General features: G+C 64.7%; 15 protein-coding genes and 1 pseudogene. 9 read left to right on the top strand and 7 right to left on the bottom strand.

Annotated features, from left to right (window positions below; genetic code table 11):
• Positions 1–11: 11 nt before the first annotated feature.
• Positions 12–1,421: a nucleobase:cation symporter-2 family protein gene (locus OKW40_RS13265; protein WP_184058294.1), complete on the bottom strand. Its 1,410-nt coding sequence runs from the start codon at positions 1,419–1,421 to the stop codon at positions 12–14.
• A 466-nt stretch (positions 1,422–1,887) separates the two neighbouring features.
• Here OKW40_RS13265 and OKW40_RS13260 point away from each other — a divergent pair, with 466 nt between their 5' ends.
• The 3 genes from OKW40_RS13260 (at position 1,888) to fghA (ending at position 5,499) form a co-directional block, all read left to right on the top strand.
• Positions 1,888–3,354, top strand: a complete 1,467-nt coding sequence (locus OKW40_RS13260; RefSeq protein ID WP_429490116.1) for a xylulokinase — start codon at positions 1,888–1,890, stop codon at positions 3,352–3,354.
• Between the two features lie 171 nt (positions 3,355–3,525).
• Entirely contained in the window at positions 3,526–4,632 is a 1,107-nt protein-coding gene (locus OKW40_RS13255) for an S-(hydroxymethyl)glutathione dehydrogenase/class III alcohol dehydrogenase (protein WP_184023024.1), read from the top strand.
• A gap of 15 nt (positions 4,633–4,647) precedes the next feature.
• Positions 4,648–5,499, top strand: coding sequence for an S-formylglutathione hydrolase (fghA, locus tag OKW40_RS13250; protein ID WP_429490114.1), 852 nt, complete (start codon positions 4,648–4,650; stop codon positions 5,497–5,499).
• An 82-nt stretch (positions 5,500–5,581) separates the two neighbouring features.
• On the opposite strand, the gene OKW40_RS13245 is transcribed toward fghA, so the two are convergent.
• The 4 genes from OKW40_RS13245 to OKW40_RS13230 form a co-directional block, all read right to left on the bottom strand.
• Complete coding sequence (locus OKW40_RS13245; protein ID WP_429404570.1) at positions 5,582–6,364, bottom strand: metal ABC transporter permease; 783 nt, start codon at positions 6,362–6,364, stop codon at positions 5,582–5,584.
• The gene (locus OKW40_RS13240; RefSeq protein WP_429490112.1) at positions 6,357–7,307 is read right to left on the bottom strand and encodes an ABC transporter ATP-binding protein; all 951 of its coding nucleotides are present in this window, start codon (positions 7,305–7,307) and stop codon (positions 6,357–6,359) included. The genes OKW40_RS13245 and OKW40_RS13240 overlap by 8 nt, the downstream gene beginning before the upstream one ends.
• The gene (locus OKW40_RS13235; RefSeq protein ID WP_429491969.1) at positions 7,304–8,239 is read right to left on the bottom strand and encodes a metal ABC transporter solute-binding protein; all 936 of its coding nucleotides are present in this window, start codon (positions 8,237–8,239) and stop codon (positions 7,304–7,306) included. The genes OKW40_RS13240 and OKW40_RS13235 overlap by 4 nt, the downstream gene beginning before the upstream one ends.
• Before the next feature lie 155 nt (positions 8,240–8,394).
• Positions 8,395–8,892 (bottom strand): Fur family transcriptional regulator, encoded by a 498-nt coding sequence (locus OKW40_RS13230; RefSeq protein ID WP_184058283.1) that lies wholly within the window; start codon positions 8,890–8,892, stop codon positions 8,395–8,397.
• A gap of 298 nt (positions 8,893–9,190) precedes the next feature.
• On the opposite strand from OKW40_RS13230, the gene OKW40_RS13225 reads away from it, so the two are divergent.
• The 6 genes and pseudogenes from OKW40_RS13225 to OKW40_RS13200 all read left to right on the top strand — a co-directional run bounded on the left by OKW40_RS13225 (position 9,191) and on the right by OKW40_RS13200 (position 15,262).
• Positions 9,191–9,970: an L-iditol 2-dehydrogenase gene (locus tag OKW40_RS13225; protein ID WP_184006440.1), complete on the top strand. Its 780-nt coding sequence runs from the start codon at positions 9,191–9,193 to the stop codon at positions 9,968–9,970.
• Between the two features lie 97 nt (positions 9,971–10,067).
• Positions 10,068–11,390 (top strand): ABC transporter substrate-binding protein, encoded by a 1,323-nt coding sequence (locus tag OKW40_RS13220; RefSeq protein WP_184058281.1) that lies wholly within the window; start codon positions 10,068–10,070, stop codon positions 11,388–11,390.
• Positions 11,391–11,558: 168 nt separating this feature from the next.
• A pseudogene (locus OKW40_RS13215) lies at positions 11,559–12,495 on the top strand (carbohydrate ABC transporter permease).
• Positions 12,492–13,367, top strand: coding sequence for a carbohydrate ABC transporter permease (locus OKW40_RS13210; RefSeq protein WP_429490110.1), 876 nt, complete (start codon positions 12,492–12,494; stop codon positions 13,365–13,367). The pseudogene OKW40_RS13215 and the gene OKW40_RS13210 overlap by 4 nt, the downstream one beginning before the upstream one ends.
• On the top strand, positions 13,364–14,065 hold the full coding sequence (locus tag OKW40_RS13205; RefSeq protein ID WP_187609898.1) for an HAD family hydrolase: 702 nt from the start codon (positions 13,364–13,366) through the stop codon (positions 14,063–14,065). The genes OKW40_RS13210 and OKW40_RS13205 overlap by 4 nt, the downstream gene beginning before the upstream one ends.
• An 87-nt stretch (positions 14,066–14,152) precedes the next feature.
• Entirely contained in the window at positions 14,153–15,262 is a 1,110-nt protein-coding gene (locus tag OKW40_RS13200; protein ID WP_429490108.1) for an ABC transporter ATP-binding protein, read from the top strand.
• Positions 15,263–15,408: 146 nt separating this feature from the next.
• Here the strand turns inward: OKW40_RS13200 and OKW40_RS13195 are convergent, their stop codons facing one another.
• Both OKW40_RS13195 and OKW40_RS13190 read right to left on the bottom strand, forming a co-directional pair.
• Positions 15,409–15,696 (bottom strand): contact-dependent growth inhibition system immunity protein, encoded by a 288-nt coding sequence (locus tag OKW40_RS13195; RefSeq protein ID WP_184058273.1) that lies wholly within the window; start codon positions 15,694–15,696, stop codon positions 15,409–15,411.
• A 9-nt stretch (positions 15,697–15,705) separates the two neighbouring features.
• Positions 15,706–16,539, bottom strand: a complete 834-nt coding sequence (locus OKW40_RS13190) for an RNase A-like domain-containing protein (RefSeq protein WP_184058612.1) — start codon at positions 16,537–16,539, stop codon at positions 15,706–15,708.
• Positions 16,540–16,634 lie beyond the last annotated feature (95 nt).

Below are 16,634 nucleotides of genomic sequence, written 5' to 3'. Positions count from 1 at the left end.
GCATCAAAAGCTCAATGCAGATCCGCCGCCCGCAGCATCTCGTTGCTCTGCGGTGCGCCGCCCGCGCTGGCGTCGAGATCGTGCCCGGCGCGGCGAAGCTCGCTCTTCGCCTTCTTCTCGCTCTTCACGCCGTTGAAGATCAGGTTCAGCGCGACCGCCGACACCGACGCGAGCAGAATCCCGCTATGTAGCAGCGGCGACAACGCCGGCGGCAGTTGCGAGAAGAAGTGCGGCGAGACGACCGGCACGAGGCCGAGCCCGATGCTGACCGCGACGATGAAGAGGTTGTGCTGATTCCTCACGAAGTCGACGCGCGACAGCACCTTGATGCCGTTCGCCGCGACCATGCCGAACATCACGATGCCCGCGCCGCCGAGCACGAACGCCGGCACCGACGCGACCACCTGCGCCATCTTCGGGAAGAGGCCGAGCAGCACGAGGATCACGCCGCCCATCGCGCACACGAAGCGGCTCTTCACGCCGGTCACGCCGATCAACCCGACGTTCTGCGAGAACGACGTATGCGGGAACGAGTTGAAGATGCCACCGATCAGCGTGCCGAGACCGTCGACGCGCAAGCCACGCACCAGCGTTTTCTGATCGACCGGACGATCGACCATGTCGCCGACCGCGAGAAACATGCCGGTCGATTCGATGAACGTGACGAACATCACGGTGACCATCGTCGCGATCGACAGCGCATCGAAGTGCGGCAGACCGAAGTGGAACGGCATCACGAAGCCGACCCACGGCGCGTGCATGACGCCGTCCAGGTTGACGCGGCCGAGCATCAGCGCGATCGCGAAGCCCGCGACGATGCCGAGCAGCACCGAGATATTGGCGACGAACCCCTTGGCAAACTTGTTGATCAGCAGGATCAGCGTCAGCACGAGCAGCGCCAGGCCGAGATAGACCGGATTGCCGTAGTCGGGATTGCCGACACCGCCGGCGGCCCAGTTGATGCCGACCTCCATCAGCGACAGGCCGATCACCGAAATCACGACGCCGATCACGACCGGCGGGAAGAAGCGCAACAGCTTGCCGACCGCGGGCGCGAGCAGAATGCCGATCACGCCGGCCGCGATCGTCGAGCCGAAGATGTCGAGGATGCCGAGCGAAGGATTGGTGCCGATCGCGACCATCGGGCCGACGGCCGCGAACGTGCAGCCCATGATGACGGGCAGGCGGATGCCGAAGATCCACAGTCCGAGCGTCTGGATCAGCGTGGCGATGCCGCAGGAAAACAGATCGGCGCTGATCAGGAAGGCGACCTGGTCTTTCGGCAGCTTCAGCGCCGCGCCGATGATCAGCGGCACCGCGACCGCGCCAGCGTACATGACCAGCACGTGCTGGATGCCGAGAGTGAGCAACTGGCCCGCCGGTAGGCGCTCGTCGCACGGGTGAACCGTGTTCGCTTGCATATCGTCTGTCTCCACCATCTCGTTTTGGGATGACTCCAAGGTATCGGGGACGAAAAGTCGCAACAAGACCATACGTGGCTATTCCGGCATTCCCGGCGGCGATATGCAGAGACCTGTTTTGAAAGGCAAATTAAAGCCACGCGTGGGACGGATCGGCCGTCGGATGCCAGAGAACCCTATGCAGTGGGGGCCGCGGGCGGTGCATGGCGTGCGCGGCGCGGGTTCGTCGCGCGAGGGGATATGTGTGAGAATCAATGACGTGTATCACGCTTCACGCATAGTCCTGTTTTGATGACGCTCGCAGCACGGCGGGGTTAACCCGCGAATGGTTTTTTTTCGCGTGTTTTCCGAGCTGTTTGTTCAACGTTCGCGGCGTCTGTGCAGCTTGGCCTTTGAGCTTCGCTTTCCCACTTCGTCGCCAGTCTCGCTGGCTCCTTCTTCACCTCGTTTCAACGTCCCTGCGCTCATGAGTTTTCTCGGCATCGATCTCGGCACCGGCTCCCTGAAAGCGGCAATCGTCGACGAACATGGACGCGAGCAGGCGGTATCGAGCGTCGCTTATGCGCTCGTTACGCCGCACGCGGGTTGGGCCGAAATCGACGTCGAGACGTGGTGGAACGCGCTCGTCCATGCGATGGCGGGCCTGCCGCGCGAACTGCGTGACGGCGTGCGCGCGATTGGCTTCTCTGGCCAGATGCACGGCGTCGTGCTGCTCGATGCAAACGGCGCAGCGGTGCGGCGCGCCATGCTGTGGCCGGACTCGCGCGCGCTCGCCATGCTCGACGCGTGGCCCGAGCCGCAACCGAATCCGGTCGCGCCCGGCATGGCCGGACCGCTGCTGCGCTGGCTCGTGCTGCAAGAGCCGGATGCCGCGCGCCGCACGCGCTGGGCGCTGCAGCCGAAGGACTGGCTGCGCGTCGCGCTCGGCGGCGCGTGCGTGACCGATGCGTCCGACGCGTGCGCGACCGCGCTCGCCGATCCCGCCGGCGCGTGGGACACGGCGCTGCTGCAACGCCTCGAGATTCCGCCCGAGTGGTTCGCGCCTGTGGCGCTGTCGTATGCGGCGGCGGGCGCGCTGTCGCCGCAGGCCGCGCAGGCACTTGGCTTACGGGCCGGTATCGTGCTCGCAACCGGCGCCGCGGATACGCCGTGCGCGGCGCTCGGCAGCGGACTCGTGCGTGACGGCGACGCGCTGCTGACGACCGGCACCGGCGGACAGATCGTCGTGCTCGCGAACGACGAGCCTGCGCCGCTAAAGGGCTTGCATCGCTATCGCGCGGCGAGCGATCACTGGTATCGGATGGCGGCGATGCAGAACGTCGGCATCGCGCTGGAGCGGGTGCGCGGGTGGCTGTCGTTTGGGTGGGCAGAGGCTTACCGAGAGGCATTTGACGATGCGGCTGATGCAAGCGCTCATGCCGCCGCTGAAGTGGCGTCGACGCTGAGCTTCCTGCCGTACCTGACCGGCGAGCGCACGCCGTGGCTGAACCCGCAGGCGCGCGGCGGCTGGCTCGGTTTGTCGCTCGAGCATACGCGCGGCGCGATGATGCGTGCCGCGTTCGAGGGCGTCGCATTCTCGTTGCGCGCGGGGCTCGACGCGATTCGCGCGAGCGGCGCGCCGGTGACGGCGCTCAAGCTCGCGGGCGGCGGCTCCGTCGATGCGCGCTGGCGACAACTGCTCGCCGATGCGCTCGACGTCGACCTGCATGCGGTCGATTGCCCGAACGCGGCGCCGCGCGGCGCGGCGATCCTCGGCGGTCTCGCGTGCGGCCACTGGCAGACGCGCGATCTCGCCGCGCTCGCGCCGGGCGCGACGCGCGTCGCGGGTCCACGCGGCGAGGCGGCGCTTGCTGAACGGTATGCGCGCTTCGTCGATCTGTATGGCCGGGTCGAGCCGTGGTTCGGTGGTAGCGCGCCGCGCGAAGCGCAGTGACAGCGACGGCGTTGAACACGGTGCCGAGCGCAGCCATCGGCGACGCAGCCTTCACGCACTATGCAATACCATGACGCTTTTCGCGCGCCACGCAGTCGCCGGCACGCGATGCCATTTCGCATTCACGCACTCACGGACTCACGGACTCACGGACTCACAGGAGCATTGACGATGAAGACCAAAGCAGCAATCGCATGGAAAGCCGGCGCCCCGTTGACGATCGAGGAAGTCGATCTCGAAGGTCCGCGCGCCGGTGAAGTCCTGATCGAAGTGAAGGCGACGGGCATCTGCCACACCGACTACTACACGCTGTCGGGCGCCGATCCCGAAGGCATCTTCCCGGCGATTCTCGGCCACGAAGGCGCGGGCGTGATCGTCGATGTCGGGCCGGGCGTCGGCACGCTGAAGAAGGGCGATCACGTGATTCCGCTCTACACGCCCGAATGCCGTCAGTGCAAGTTCTGCCTGTCGCGCAAAACGAATCTCTGCCAGGCGATCCGCGCGACGCAGGGCAAAGGCCTGATGCCCGACGCGACCTCGCGCTTCTCGCTCGATGGCAAGCCGCTGTTTCACTACATGGGGACGTCGACGTTCTCGAACTACATCGTCGTGCCGGAGATCGCGGTCGCGAAGGTGCGTGAAGATGCGCCGTTCGACAAGATCTGCTACATCGGCTGCGGCGTGACGACCGGCGTCGGCGCGGTCGTGTATTCGGCGAAGGTCGAGGCGGGTGCGAACGTGGTGGTGTTCGGGCTCGGCGGTATCGGGCTGAACGTGATTCAAGGCGCGAAGATGGTCGGCGCGGACAAGATCATCGGTGTCGATCTCAACCCGGGCCGCGTCGAACTCGCGAAGAAGTTCGGCATGACGCACTTTATCAACCCGAACGAAGTCGAGAACGTCGTCGATCACATCGTGCAACTGACCGACGGCGGCGCCGACTACTCGTTCGAATGCATCGGCAACGTGAAGGTGATGCGCCAGGCGCTCGAATGCACGCACAAGGGTTGGGGGCAGTCGTTCATCATCGGCGTCGCGGCGGCGGGCGAGGAGATCAGCACGCGGCCGTTCCAACTGGTGACGGGCCGCGAGTGGAAGGGCTCGGCATTCGGCGGCGCGCGAGGCCGCACCGACGTGCCGAAGATCGTCGACTGGTACATGGAAGGCAAGATCAATATCGACGATCTGATTACGCACCGTCTGCCGCTCGAGCGCATCAACGAGGGCTTCGAGCTGATGAAGAAGGGCGAGTCGATCCGCTCGGTCGTGCTCTACTAAGCGAGGAGCGTCGCGATGCTCGAACTACTATCGTCGCACGCCTGCCACGGCGGCGAGCAGCGCTTTTACCGGCACGAGTCGCGCACCGTCGGTCTGCCGATGCGCTTCTCGGTCTATCTGCCGCCGCAGGCGTTGCAGGGCAATGCGAAGGTGCCCGCGCTGTTCTACCTAGCGGGGCTGACCTGCACCGAAGAGACGTTCGCGATCAAGGCCGGCGCGCAGCGCTTCGCGGCCCGGCACGGCTTCGCGCTGATCGCGCCGGATACGAGCCCTCGCGGCGCGGGCGTGCCAGGCGAGAGCGATGCGTGGGACTTCGGCGTCGGCGCGGGCTTTTATGTCGACGCGACCGAGGAGCCGTGGGCGCGGAACTACCGCATGTACTCGTACGTGCGCGACGAGCTGCGCGAAACGGCGCTTGCGAACCTGCCGATCGATCGCGCGCGTCTCGGCATCTTCGGTCATTCGATGGGCGGGCACGGCGCGCTGATGCTCGCGCTGCGCAATCCGGACATTTATCGGTCGGTGTCGGCGTTCGCGCCGATCGCGGCGCCGATGCGTTGTCCCTGGGGCGAAAAGGCGTTTAGCGGTTATCTCGGCGAAAACCGTGAAGCGTGGAAGCAGTACGACGCGAGCGAGCTGGTTTCGCACGCGACGCACAAGTTCGCGGAAGGGATTCTCGTCGATCAGGGGCTCGCGGATCAGTTCCTGCCCACGCAGCTCAATCCCGACGTGTTCGAAGCGGCGTGCAAGGCCGCGGGTCAGCCACTGACGTTGCGCCGGCATGCGGGTTACGACCACGGCTACTACTTCATCTCGACGTTCGTCGAGGATCATCTCGCGCATCACGCGAAGGTGTTGCTCGGCTGAACAACGTCGTAAAACGCGGGGCAAAAAAAACGGCGGCACTTCATGTGCCGCCGTTTTTTCATTTGATCGGCGTAAGCGCCGCTCAATGCCGCTTCAACAGACTCCCGCCATACACCACCGCCGACAGCGCGGTGATCCAGAAGCTCGTCGGGCAATCGGTATAGAACGCGAGCGTCAGCCCGAGCCACGCCTGCGCGAGCGCGAACACGGCCGCGAGCACGAGACCCGTCGACAGCCGCGTGCTCAGGTTCTGCGCGGCGGCGGCCGGCCCCACCATCAGCGTGAACACGAGCAGCACGCCGACGATCTGCGTGCAAGCGGCGACGGCCAGCGCGGCGATCGCGAGAAACAGCACCGACACGCGGCGCAGCGACACGCCCTTCGCTTCGGCCAGCTCCGGTTGCAGCGACGCGAACAGCAGCGGCCGCATGATGGCCGCGAGCGCGGCCAGACTGACGACGCCCAACGCCGCGAGCACACCGAGCGTCGCTGCATTCACGCCGAGCACGTTGCCAAACAGCAGCGCCGTCACCTGCGTCGCGTAGGCGGTGAAGAAATGCAGAAACAGCAGCCCAAAGCCGAGCGACAAGGAAAGGATTACGCCGATCGCGACGTCGCGGCCGGCGAGCCGCTCGCCGAGCGCGCCCATGCCCACACCGGCCGCGAGCGTGAAGCCGATCATCCCCCAGAGAGGCGAGATGCCGATCAGCACCGCGCCGGTCGCGCCGGTGAAGCCGACGTGCGACAGCGCGTGGCCCGCGAACGTCTGTCCGCGCATCACGAGAAAATAGCCGACCACGCCTGCCAGCACCGCGACGATCCCCGAGGCCGCGAAGGCGTTCACCATGAAATCGTATTCAAACATCGTGCGTGTGTCCGTCGCGTGAGTCTTGCGGGTCTGGATGACTGTGTGAGTGGCTGTGCGAATGCGTATGTCCGCCGTCCTCGTCGTGTTCGTGCCCGTGATCGTGCTTCTCGACTTCGACGCCGCCCGACATCACGAAGATGCGGCCGTTCACGCGCATCACGTCGATCGGCGAGCCGTACAGACGCGACAGCACCGGCCGTGTGATCACTTCGTCGACGGTGCCGAGCGCCGCGACGCCGCTGCCGAGATACAGCACGCGATCGATCGAGTTCAGCAGCGGATTGAGTTCGTGCGCGGAGAACAGCACCGCGATGCCGAGCTCCTGCTGCACGCGCCGCACCAGTTCGACGACGCTCTTCTGGTGATGCGGATCGAGACTGATCAACGGTTCATCGAGCAGCAGCAGTTTCGGATTGCCGAGCAGGCATTGCGCGAGCAGGAGCCGCTGCCGTTCGCCGCCCGACAACTCCGACAGTGGCCGCTTCGACAGAGTCGTCCCGCCGACGAGCTCGAGCACCCGATCGACGTCCGCGCGCGTTTTTGCATCCGCATGCGGCAAGCCCCAGCGATGACCATCGGCTGCCATCGCGACCAGATCGCGGCCGCGCACGCGACGGCCGGCGAGCGCGCTGCGCGTCTGCGGCATATAGCCGATCGACGCGTTGCCGCGCTCGACCGTCTGCCCGAGCACGCGGATCGCGCCGCCCACGGCCGGCACGAGGCCGAGCACCGCGCGCATCAGCGTCGTCTTGCCCGCGCCGTTGGGCCCGAGCACGCCGATGAACTCGCCCTGGTTCACGACGAAGCTGGTATCGCGCAGGATCGTGCGGCCGCCCAGATCGAGCGTCACGTTGTCGAGTTCGAGCACGGGCCGGTCGCCGCGCGCGGTGGGTGCGCCTGATTGCGCACCTGCTGGCGTTTGATGGCCAGTCGGAATCATGGAGCCTTGCCTTTCGCGCTCGCGCTGGTCGCGCCGATCGCGCCGTTCGTGTCACCCGCCGCGAGCGCTTTCTGCAACGCATCGAGCTGCGTCAGCATCCACGTCTGATAGGTCTTGCCGGGCGGCAGGGTTTCGGTGACGCTCATCGTCGGTACCTTCGATTGTTGCGCGAGCTTCAGCATGCGTTTGGTCAGCGCCTCGGTGGCCTGGCTGTTATAGATCAGCACGCGCACGCGCCGCTCGCGCAGATCGCGTTCGAACGCGGCGATATCGGCCGCGCTCGCTTCGGTGTCGTTCATCGTGGCGAGCTGGAAGCGCTGGTTGCGCATGGCGAGGCCAATCGCGTCAGACATATAGCCGAACACCGGCTCGGTCGCCGTGACCGGCAAGCCCGCATAGCGGCCGTGCAGCTCGGCGACCTTCGCGTCGATCGGCTTCAGCGAATCGAGAAACTTCGCGAGGTTCGCATCGTACGCCGGCTTGTGCGCCGGGTCAGCAGCGCTGAGTGCGTCGCAGACCGCGCGCGCGACTTTCGGCATCGTCGCCGGGTCGTACCACAGGTGCGGATTGTCGCCGCCTTTTTTGCCGACGAGGTCGGCCGCGATGATCACCGTGCGATGCGCGCCTTTCGACGCGGCCAGCAGCTTCACCATCCACGGATCGTAGTCGGCGCCGTTGTAGACGACGAGGCTCGCATGCTGTAACGCGCGCGCGGTGGCCGGGCTCGCTTCGAACAGATGCGGGTCCTGGTCCGGGTTGCTGAGGATGCTGGTCACGTCGACGCGATCGCCGCCGAGTTGCCGGACCACGTCGCCATAAAAGTTCTCCGCGGCGACGACCGGAATTTTCGCGTCGGCGGCGAACGCGTTGTGGCCGAAGCCGAGCGCCGCGATCGCGAGCAGGCAGGTGCACAGATGGGTGCGCACAGACATCGAACGCTTCAGCGCGCGGTGCGCTCTAGACAACATCGAACCGATTGTTTTCATCGTTGTTTCCTGCTGGGTGAGAGTTGAATCAGCCACTCGCGGTGGCAAGGCCAAATACGGGGTGGCACGGGGTGGTGCTTAGCGCGGCGCCGCGCCTCTGATCACGACGAATTGCCTGCTGCGCCGCCGGCGCCGCCAGGCTTCGCCGCTCGCGCACATGGCCCGCACAGTCCACTTAGCTCGATCACCTGACGATGCACCTCGAAGCCATGCGCGGGTGAGCTGTGCGACAGGCGGTCGGCGAGCTCGTCGCCGGGAATCTCGACGGTCGCGCCGCAACCGTCGCACAGCAGGAACTGGCTGCGATGCGGCACGCCGATTTCGCAGCAGGCGACGAACGCGTTCTTCGATTCGATCCGGTGTACGAAGCCGTGCACGACGAGGAAGTCGAGCGCGCGATAGACGGTGGTCGGCGACATGCGACCGCGCTCGGGGGCGAGCGCGTCGAGCAACTCGTACGCGCCGACCGGCCGCTCGCTCGCGACGATCGCCGCGTACACCTGGCGGCGCAGCGGCGTCAGCGCGAGCCCCTGCGCCGCGGCGTGCGCGTCCGCATGCGCGAGCCGCATGGCGTGCTGTTCGGCGAGCGAGGTAGTCATCGGCGTGAATCTCCTGACATGGCGGCCCCCGAGCGGGCTGCAAGGTCGAAATGATATAACGTAGCGCGATTTTTTGTCAGCGGTGCGAATCTTCGCACGGCGGCACGCAGCGAACGCGTCGTGGCGACCGATGGCGCAATGGGCTTGCTCCTGCCGCGCTGCACCATCGAAATTCGTCCGCGTGCCTTGACATGATCTGGTCCGTATCCGATCATTCGATCACTAGCCGAGCAATTGTTCGCGTGATGAGCGTTCGCTCACCGCGCGCCAAAATGTAAAAACGAAGCGGAGACAGGCAGTGGCACGATTGCAGGACAAAGTCGCCATTCTGACGGGCGCGGCCAGCGGTATCGGTGAAGCGGTAGCCCTGCGCTATCTCGACGAGGGCGCGCGCTGCGTGCTGGTCGACGTGAAGCCGACCGACAGCCTCGGCGGCGCGCTGCGCGGCATCTACGGCGAGCGCGTGTTGAGCGTCAGCGCCGACGTCCGGCGCCGCGAGGACATCGAGCGCATCGTCACGAGCACGCTCGGCTGCTTCGGCCAGATCGACATCCTGTTCAACAATGCGGCGCTGTTCGACATGCGCCCGCTCCTCGACGAATCCTGGGACGTGTTCGACCGCCTGTTCGCGGTCAACGTGAAGGGCATGTTCTTCCTGATGCAGGCGGTCGCGCGGCAGATGGTCGAGCAGGGCCGCGGCGGCAAGATCATCAACATGTCGTCGCAGGCCGGGCGCCGCGGCGAGGCGCTCGTGTCGCACTACTGCGCGACCAAGGCGGCGGTGTTGAGCTATACGCAGTCCGCGGCGCTCGCGCTCGCGCCGCATAAGATCAATGTGAACGGCATCGCGCCGGGCGTCGTCGACACGCCGATGTGGAACGAGGTCGACGCGCTGTTCGCGCGCTACGAGAACCGGCCGCTCGGCGAGAAGAAGCGCCTCGTCGGCGAGGCCGTGCCGCTCGGCCGCATGGGCGTGCCCGACGACCTGACCGGCGCCGCGCTGTTCCTCGCGTCGGCCGATGCCGACTACATCACCGCGCAGACGCTGAACGTCGACGGCGGCAACTGGATGAGCTGAATAAAGAGCAGGGAGCGGGCACGTTGACTGCTCCGAGCGGCGCGTCATTCCGTCAAACGAACGCAGCATCACATAACGTACGAGAAAGGAGACAACGATGAAACCAGCTTTCAAATTCGTGCTGAAGGCGGCCGGTGCCGGCGCGGCCACCTGCTTCGCGCTGAGCGCATCGGCGGCGACGGTGACGATCGCGACGCTGAACAATCCGGACATGATCGAGTTGAAGAAGCTGTCGCCCGCGTTCGAAAAAGCGAATCCGGACATCAAGCTGAACTGGGTGATCCTCGAGGAAAACGTGCTGCGTCAGCGCGCGACGACCGACATCACGACCGGCAGCGGCCAGTTCGACGTAATGACGATCGGCGCGTATGAAACGCCGCAATGGGGCAAGCGCGGCTGGCTCGCGCCGATCACGAACCTGCCGGCGAGCTATGACCTCAACGACGTCGTGAAGACGGCCCGCGACGGCCTGTCCGCGAACGGCCAGCTGTACGCGCTGCCGTTCTACGTCGAAAGCTCGATGACCTATTACCGCAAGGATCTGTTCGACAAGGCCGGTCTGAAGATGCCCGACCAGCCGACCTACGACCAGATCGCCCAATTCGCCGACAAGCTCACCGACAAGTCCAAGGAGCAATACGGCATCTGCCTGCGCGGCAAGGCGGGCTGGGGCGAGAACATGGCGTACGCCACGACGGTCGTGAACACCTTCGGCGGCCGCTGGTTCGACGAGAAGTGGAACGCGCAGCTGACCTCGCCGGAATGGAAGAAGGCGATAACGTTCTACGTCGATCTGCTGAGGAAGGACGGTCCTCCGGGAGCGAGCTCGAACGGCTTCAACGAAAACCTGACGCTGATGTCGTCGGGCAAGTGCGCGATGTGGATCGACGCGACGGTCGCGGCCGGCATGCTCTACAACAAGCAGCAGTCGCAGATCGCCGACAAGGTGGGCTTCGCGGCCGCGCCGATCGAGGTCACGCCGAAGGGCTCGCACTGGCTGTGGGCGTGGGCGCTCGCGATTCCGAAGTCGTCGAAGCAGCAAGATGCGGCGAAGAAGTTCATCGAGTGGTCGACCTCGAAGGAGTACATTGAAATGGTCGCGAAGGATGAGGGCTGGGCCTCGGTGCCGCCGGGCACGCGCGAGTCCACCTACGCGCGCCCCGAGTACAAGCAGGCCGCGCCGTTCGGCGACTTCGTGCTAAAGGCGATCCAGACCGCCGACCCGGATCATCCGACCTTGAAGCCGGTCCCGTACACGGGTGTGCAGTTCGTCGGAATTCCCGAATTCCAGTCGTTCGGCACGGTGGTCGGGCAGAGCATCTCCGGCGCGATCGCCGGTCAGATGACGGTCGACCAGGCACTCGCGGCCGGCAACGCGGCCGCGAATCGCGCGGTCAAGCAGGCGGGTTATCAGAAGTAACCCGGCAGGCCCGCCGCATCGACCGATGCGGCTCATGCAGCAGGGCGGCCGTTCGTCTGCGCCCGATGCGATGCGGCGCGTGTCGTGCGCCATTCAGGCACGGCACGCCGCGTCGCACATACGCGGCTCCGGCGAACGCTCCGCGCATTACCGAACAGGTGGTCCATCATGCGTCCTTTGCGCCTACCTCTGATGCAAACCCATCCCCAGACAGAAAAAGAACGCGAGGAGCGTAAGGCCAATTCGGCCCGCTGGCTCGTGGCGCCGTCGGTCGGCGTGCTCGTGCTGTGGATGGTCATTCCGCTCGCGATGACGATCTGGTTCTCGTTCTCGCACTACAACCTGCTCAATCCCGATCTGCGCGGCTTCGCCGGCTTCGACAACTACCGCTATCTCGCGACCGATCCGTCGTTCGGTCCGTCGATCGCGCATACGATCGAGCTGATCGTGTGGGTGCTCGTGATCACCGTGGGCGGCGGCGTGCTGATGGCGATCCTGTTCGATCGCAAGTTCTACGGGCAGGGCGTGGCACGCCTGCTCGCGATCGGCCCGTTCTTCGTGATGCCGACGGTCAGCGCGTTGATCTGGAAGAACATGATCCTGCACCCGGTGTACGGCCTCGTCGCGCAGGGCATGCGCGCGCTCGGCATGCAGCCGATCGACTGGTTCGCCGACTATCCGCTCACCGCGGTGATCATGATCGTCGCGTGGCAGTGGCTGCCGTTCGCGTTCCTGATCCTGTTCACGTCGATCCAGTCGCTCGATCAGGAGCAGAAGGAAGCCGCGAAGATCGACGGCGCCGGTCCGTTCTCGATGTTCTTCTACATCACGCTGCCGCACCTGCGACGTGCGATCGCGGTCGTCGTGATGATGGAGACGATTTTCCTGCTGTCGATCTTCGCCGAGATCTATACGACCACGGGCCGGCGGTCCGGGCAACGCGACCACCACCCTGTCGTACCTGATCTTCGCGCTGGGCCTGCAACAGTTCGACGTCGGTCTCGCCTCGGCGGGCGGTATTCTCGCGGTCGTGCTGGCCAATATCGTGTCGATCTTCCTCGTGCGGATGCTCGCGAAGAACCTGAAAGGGGAGTACGAAAAATGAGCCACGTTGCCTCCACTACGGCATCGACGTCGCAGCCGGTCGCGGTGCCGACCAAATCGCCGTTCGACACGATTCGTCGCGGCATTCCCGGCGTGATCGCGTGGCTCGTCGCGCTGCTGCTGTTCTTCCCGATCTTCTGGATGACGATCACCGCGTTCAAGACCGAGCAGCAGGCCTATGCGTCGTCGCTGTTTTTCGTGCCGACGCTCGACAGCTTCCGCGAGGTGTTCGCGCGCAGCAACTACTTCGCGTTCGCGTGGAACTCGATACTGATCTCGGTCGGCGTCACACTGCTGTGCCTGATCCTCGCGGTGCCGTGCGCGTACGCGATGGCGTTCTTCCCGACGCGCCGCACGCAGAAAGTGCTGCTGTGGATGCTGTCGACGAAGATGATGCCGTCGGTCGGCGTGCTGGTGCCGATCTATCTGCTGTGGAAAAACACCGGCCTTCTGGATACCGTGTCGGGCCTGATCATCGTCTACACGCTGATCAATCTGCCGATCGCGGTCTGGATGGCGTTCACGTACTTCGCCGAGATTCCGCGCGACATTCTCGAAGCCGGGCGCATCGACGGCGCGGCGACGTGGCAGGAGATCGTCTATCTGCTGATGCCGATGGCGCTGCCCGGGCTCGCGTCGACCGCGCTGTTGCTCGTGATCCTGGCGTGGAACGAGGCGTTCTGGAGCATCAACCTGTCGAGCTCGAACGCGGCGCCGCTGACCGTGTTCATCGCGTCGTATTCGAGTCCTGAAGGTTTGTTCTGGGCCAAGTTGTCGGCCGCTTCGTTGCTGGCGGTCGCGCCGATCCTGATCGTCGGCTGGCTGTCGCAGAAGCAGTTGGTGCGCGGGCTCACGTTCGGGGCCGTCAAATGACGGCTGGCCCGGGCATCGTGCGCTATGCGTTGATCTGCGATTGCGACGGCGTGCTGATCGACAGCGAAGCGGTGGCCGCGCGCATGCTGGTGCGCGAACTCGAGGCGCGCTGGCCCGGCATCGACGCCGCGCCGGTCGTGCTGCCGCTGCTCGGGCTGCGCATCGAGCGCGTGTTGCAGGACACCGCGACTCAGCTCGGCAAACAACTCGGCGCCGACGATATCGATGCGATCCGCCGCGCGGTCGAAGCGGCGGCGATCGAGGCGCCCGCCGTCGATGGCATCGAGATGGCGCTGACCCAGGTGCCGCTCGTCAAAGGCTGCGCGAGCAATAGCTTCCGGCCCTACGTCGAGACGGTGCTGGCGCGCACGGGCCTGAAGCGTTTCTTCGGCGAGCGGCTGTTCTGCGCCGATGCGGTGCCGAATCCGAAGCCCGCGCCGGACGTGTACCTGGCGGCGGCGCAAGGCTTCGGGCTCGCGCCGGGTGCGTGCCTCGTCGTCGAGGACAGCGTGACCGGCGTCACGGCGGCGGCCACGGCGGGCATGGCGGTGCTGGGGTTTATCGGCGGCGGTCATGCGAGCGATGCGCAGATCGATCGATTGCACGCGGCGGGCGCGCGTCATGTGTTCGAGGACATGCGGCAGTTGCCCGACCTCGTCGCGCAATGGACGCTCTCCGCGACGGCCGCGGCGCCATGAGCGCACGAATGCACGCGACACGACACGGCATCAGGTAGCAGCACGAAGTAACGAGCAGCATCGAACAGCATTACACGGAGACACATCATGGCAAGCGTAACCTTGCGCGACATCAGAAAGGCCTACGACGACAACGAAGTGATGCGCGACATCAATCTCGACATCGCCGATGGCGAGTTCGTCGTGTTCGTCGGGCCGAGCGGTTGCGGCAAATCGACCCTGATGCGGATGATCGCGGGCCTCGAGGACATCACGGGCGGCGATCTGAACATCGACGCCGTGCGCATGAACGACGTGCCGCCGGCCAAGCGCGGCATCGCGATGGTGTTCCAGTCGTACGCGCTGTATCCGCACATGACGCTGTACGACAACATGGCGTTCGGCCTGAAGCTCGCCGGCGCGAAGAAGCCGGAGATCGACTCAGCCGTGCGCAACGCGGCGAAGATCCTGCACATCGACCATCTGCTCGATCGCAAGCCGAAGCAGCTGTCGGGCGGGCAGCGTCAGCGTGTCGCGATCGGCCGCGCGATCACGCGCAAGCCGAAGGTGTTCCTGTTCGACGAGCCGCTGTCGAATCTCGACGCCGCGCTGCGCGTGAAGATGCGCCTCGAGTTCGCGCGCCTGCACGACGAGCTGAAGACGACGATGATCTACGTGACGCACGACCAGGTCGAGGCGATGACTTTGGCCGACAAGATCGTCGTGTTGTCGGCGGGCAATCTGGAGCAGGTCGGCAGTCCGACGATGCTGTATCACGCGCCGGCGAACCGCTTCGTGGCCGGCTTCATCGGCTCGCCGAAGATGAACTTCATGGAAGGCGTCGTGCAGTCGGTGTCGCATGACGGCCTCTCGGTGCGTTACGAGACCGGCGAGACGCAGCGCGTGTTGGTCGAGCCGGGCGCGGCCAAGCAGGGCGACAAGGTGACGGTCGGCATCCGCCCCGAGCATCTGCACGTCAGCACGACCGAGGATGGTATCGAGGCACGCACGATGACGGTCGAATCGCTCGGCGATGCCGCGTATCTGTACGCGGAGTCGAGCGTCGCGCCCGAGGGTTTGATCGCGCGGATTCCGCCGCTCGAACGGCATGCGAAGGGCAATACGCAGAAGCTCGGCGCGACGCCCGAGCATTGCCATCTGTTTGATAGCGAAGGCAAGGCGTTCCAGCGCAAGATTGTTGAGGTGCTGGCGGCGTGATCGCGCGATGACGCATTGCATAAGCAGGCGGCGCACGCAAGGCGCTGTCCGTGGAAGGTGTTAGGCGCGTTCGCTTGCCAAGGTGAAACGAACGCACGAAAAACCTACCGGACGGCGGGGAGTCGTCCGGTTCGGGGAAAACGAGGTTACTCGCTCATGAGACGCTTAAGTTCATTAAGAAAAGACTCGGTGGTGTGTCCCCACAGTGTCGGATCAAAACCCGCTCCATAGCTTGTTTCGAACGCAGAATCCAGATCGGTCGAGTGCTCATCCATGAACGAATTGATTTCACGAATCAAATCTGAATATGTGTGGGGACTGTCCTTCTTGTAACAAGCCACGATTTCAGCAATGGTTTCGCCAAACAGGTCAAAATCCTGACCAAAATACACGTGGAATATGCGGCGCATCGCCGGGTAGCGTTCGGGCGACATCGTTTCCCTTCAGTCAATGTAAGCGGTAAGCACGTAATATGACATGCCATTATAGGGTTCGTACTTTAGAAAGACTGTAACCCTGTTCATCTTCGTTAGCTTTCCTGTTGCCCTCGATATCCCATATCCAACGTCACCCGCGACGTGCTTAATCAGTGTGAGAGTAATATCTCGCGTCGGATTCTGCGCCCACGTGCGGATTCTACCTACGTTTGAAGACATAACTTCCGATATAGCCCATTCCGCAGTCCCGCGGCTTGTGAACGACGACACGATTTTCCGCTTCGGCTCATTTACCAATCTTTCCCGCAACTGCGCTTCGGTCCGTCCGACATGTTTCAAGAGCGTATGTCCACCGATCCGGCTGCCCGCCTTCGCCTCATGCATGTCCAGGTTGATCCGGCCCATCGTGACGCGCGCAGCGCGTGCCGCCTTGATCGAGCCGGCAAAGCCGAATGGCACGGCGATATCGAGCGACAGGCCGATATTGTTCGCCATGTCGGGGCTCGCCTTCATCGCTTCAGCGAGTTTCGTCGTGCCCTGCTGGGTCAGCGTGGCCGTATCCTGACCAGTCCAGACCTGCCGCAGGCCCGCCGCCGCCGAGTCCGAACCATGTACCCCGAACACGACACACCCGGCTTTGCTCGCCATCGTCGGGTCGGGCAAAACGCACAGCGCACCCGCACCGACCATTTCCAGCACGCCGCCGACGAGCTGTAACCCGCCCCAAAGCCGGTTGGAAAGCATCTCGGTCTGGCTGATCGACTGGCGGGATAGCACGGCCGCGAGTTGCGGAGCGCTCAGTACAACCTTCACTCCGTCGGCATTATCTGCACCGGGCATATCGAACCCCTCTGATGTTTTTATGGGGTTCCGATGCTGCCGTGCGGACCGTCTCTCAAGATTCGGACGACTCCGAATTTTCCGTAGCCCGATGC

The sequence above is a fragment of the Paraburkholderia sp. RAU6.4a genome (genome assembly GCF_050435625.1).
GTDB classification, from domain to species: domain Bacteria; phylum Pseudomonadota; class Gammaproteobacteria; order Burkholderiales; family Burkholderiaceae; genus Paraburkholderia; species Paraburkholderia tuberum.
The sequence above is the reverse complement of the archived record's forward strand: the minus strand, read 5'-3'. Positions and strand labels throughout refer to the sequence as shown.

Excerpts from the sequence above, each read along its gene's own strand:
- OKW40_RS13195 (WP_184058273.1), bottom strand. The coding sequence starts at position 15,696 with ATGTCGCCCGAACGCTACCCGGCGATGCGCCGCATATTCCACGTGTAT.
- OKW40_RS13260 (WP_429490116.1), top strand. The coding sequence starts at position 1,888 with ATGAGTTTTCTCGGCATCGATCTCGGCACCGGCTCCCTGAAAGCGGCA.
- OKW40_RS13205 (WP_187609898.1), top strand. The coding sequence starts at position 13,364 with ATGACGGCTGGCCCGGGCATCGTGCGCTATGCGTTGATCTGCGATTGC.
- OKW40_RS13230 (WP_184058283.1), bottom strand. The coding sequence starts at position 8,892 with ATGACTACCTCGCTCGCCGAACAGCACGCCATGCGGCTCGCGCATGCG.
- fghA (WP_429490114.1), top strand. The coding sequence starts at position 4,648 with ATGCTCGAACTACTATCGTCGCACGCCTGCCACGGCGGCGAGCAGCGC.
- OKW40_RS13235 (WP_429491969.1), bottom strand. The coding sequence starts at position 8,239 with ATGTCTGTGCGCACCCATCTGTGCACCTGCCTGCTCGCGATCGCGGCG.
- OKW40_RS13190 (WP_184058612.1), bottom strand. The coding sequence starts at position 16,539 with ATGCCCGGTGCAGATAATGCCGACGGAGTGAAGGTTGTACTGAGCGCT.
- OKW40_RS13255 (WP_184023024.1), top strand. The coding sequence starts at position 3,526 with ATGAAGACCAAAGCAGCAATCGCATGGAAAGCCGGCGCCCCGTTGACG.
- OKW40_RS13200 (WP_429490108.1), top strand. The coding sequence starts at position 14,153 with ATGGCAAGCGTAACCTTGCGCGACATCAGAAAGGCCTACGACGACAAC.
- OKW40_RS13245 (WP_429404570.1), bottom strand. The coding sequence starts at position 6,364 with ATGTTTGAATACGATTTCATGGTGAACGCCTTCGCGGCCTCGGGGATC.
- OKW40_RS13265 (WP_184058294.1), bottom strand. The coding sequence starts at position 1,421 with ATGCAAGCGAACACGGTTCACCCGTGCGACGAGCGCCTACCGGCGGGC.
- OKW40_RS13210 (WP_429490110.1), top strand. The coding sequence starts at position 12,492 with ATGAGCCACGTTGCCTCCACTACGGCATCGACGTCGCAGCCGGTCGCG.
- OKW40_RS13220 (WP_184058281.1), top strand. The coding sequence starts at position 10,068 with ATGAAACCAGCTTTCAAATTCGTGCTGAAGGCGGCCGGTGCCGGCGCG.
- OKW40_RS13240 (WP_429490112.1), bottom strand. The coding sequence starts at position 7,307 with ATGATTCCGACTGGCCATCAAACGCCAGCAGGTGCGCAATCAGGCGCA.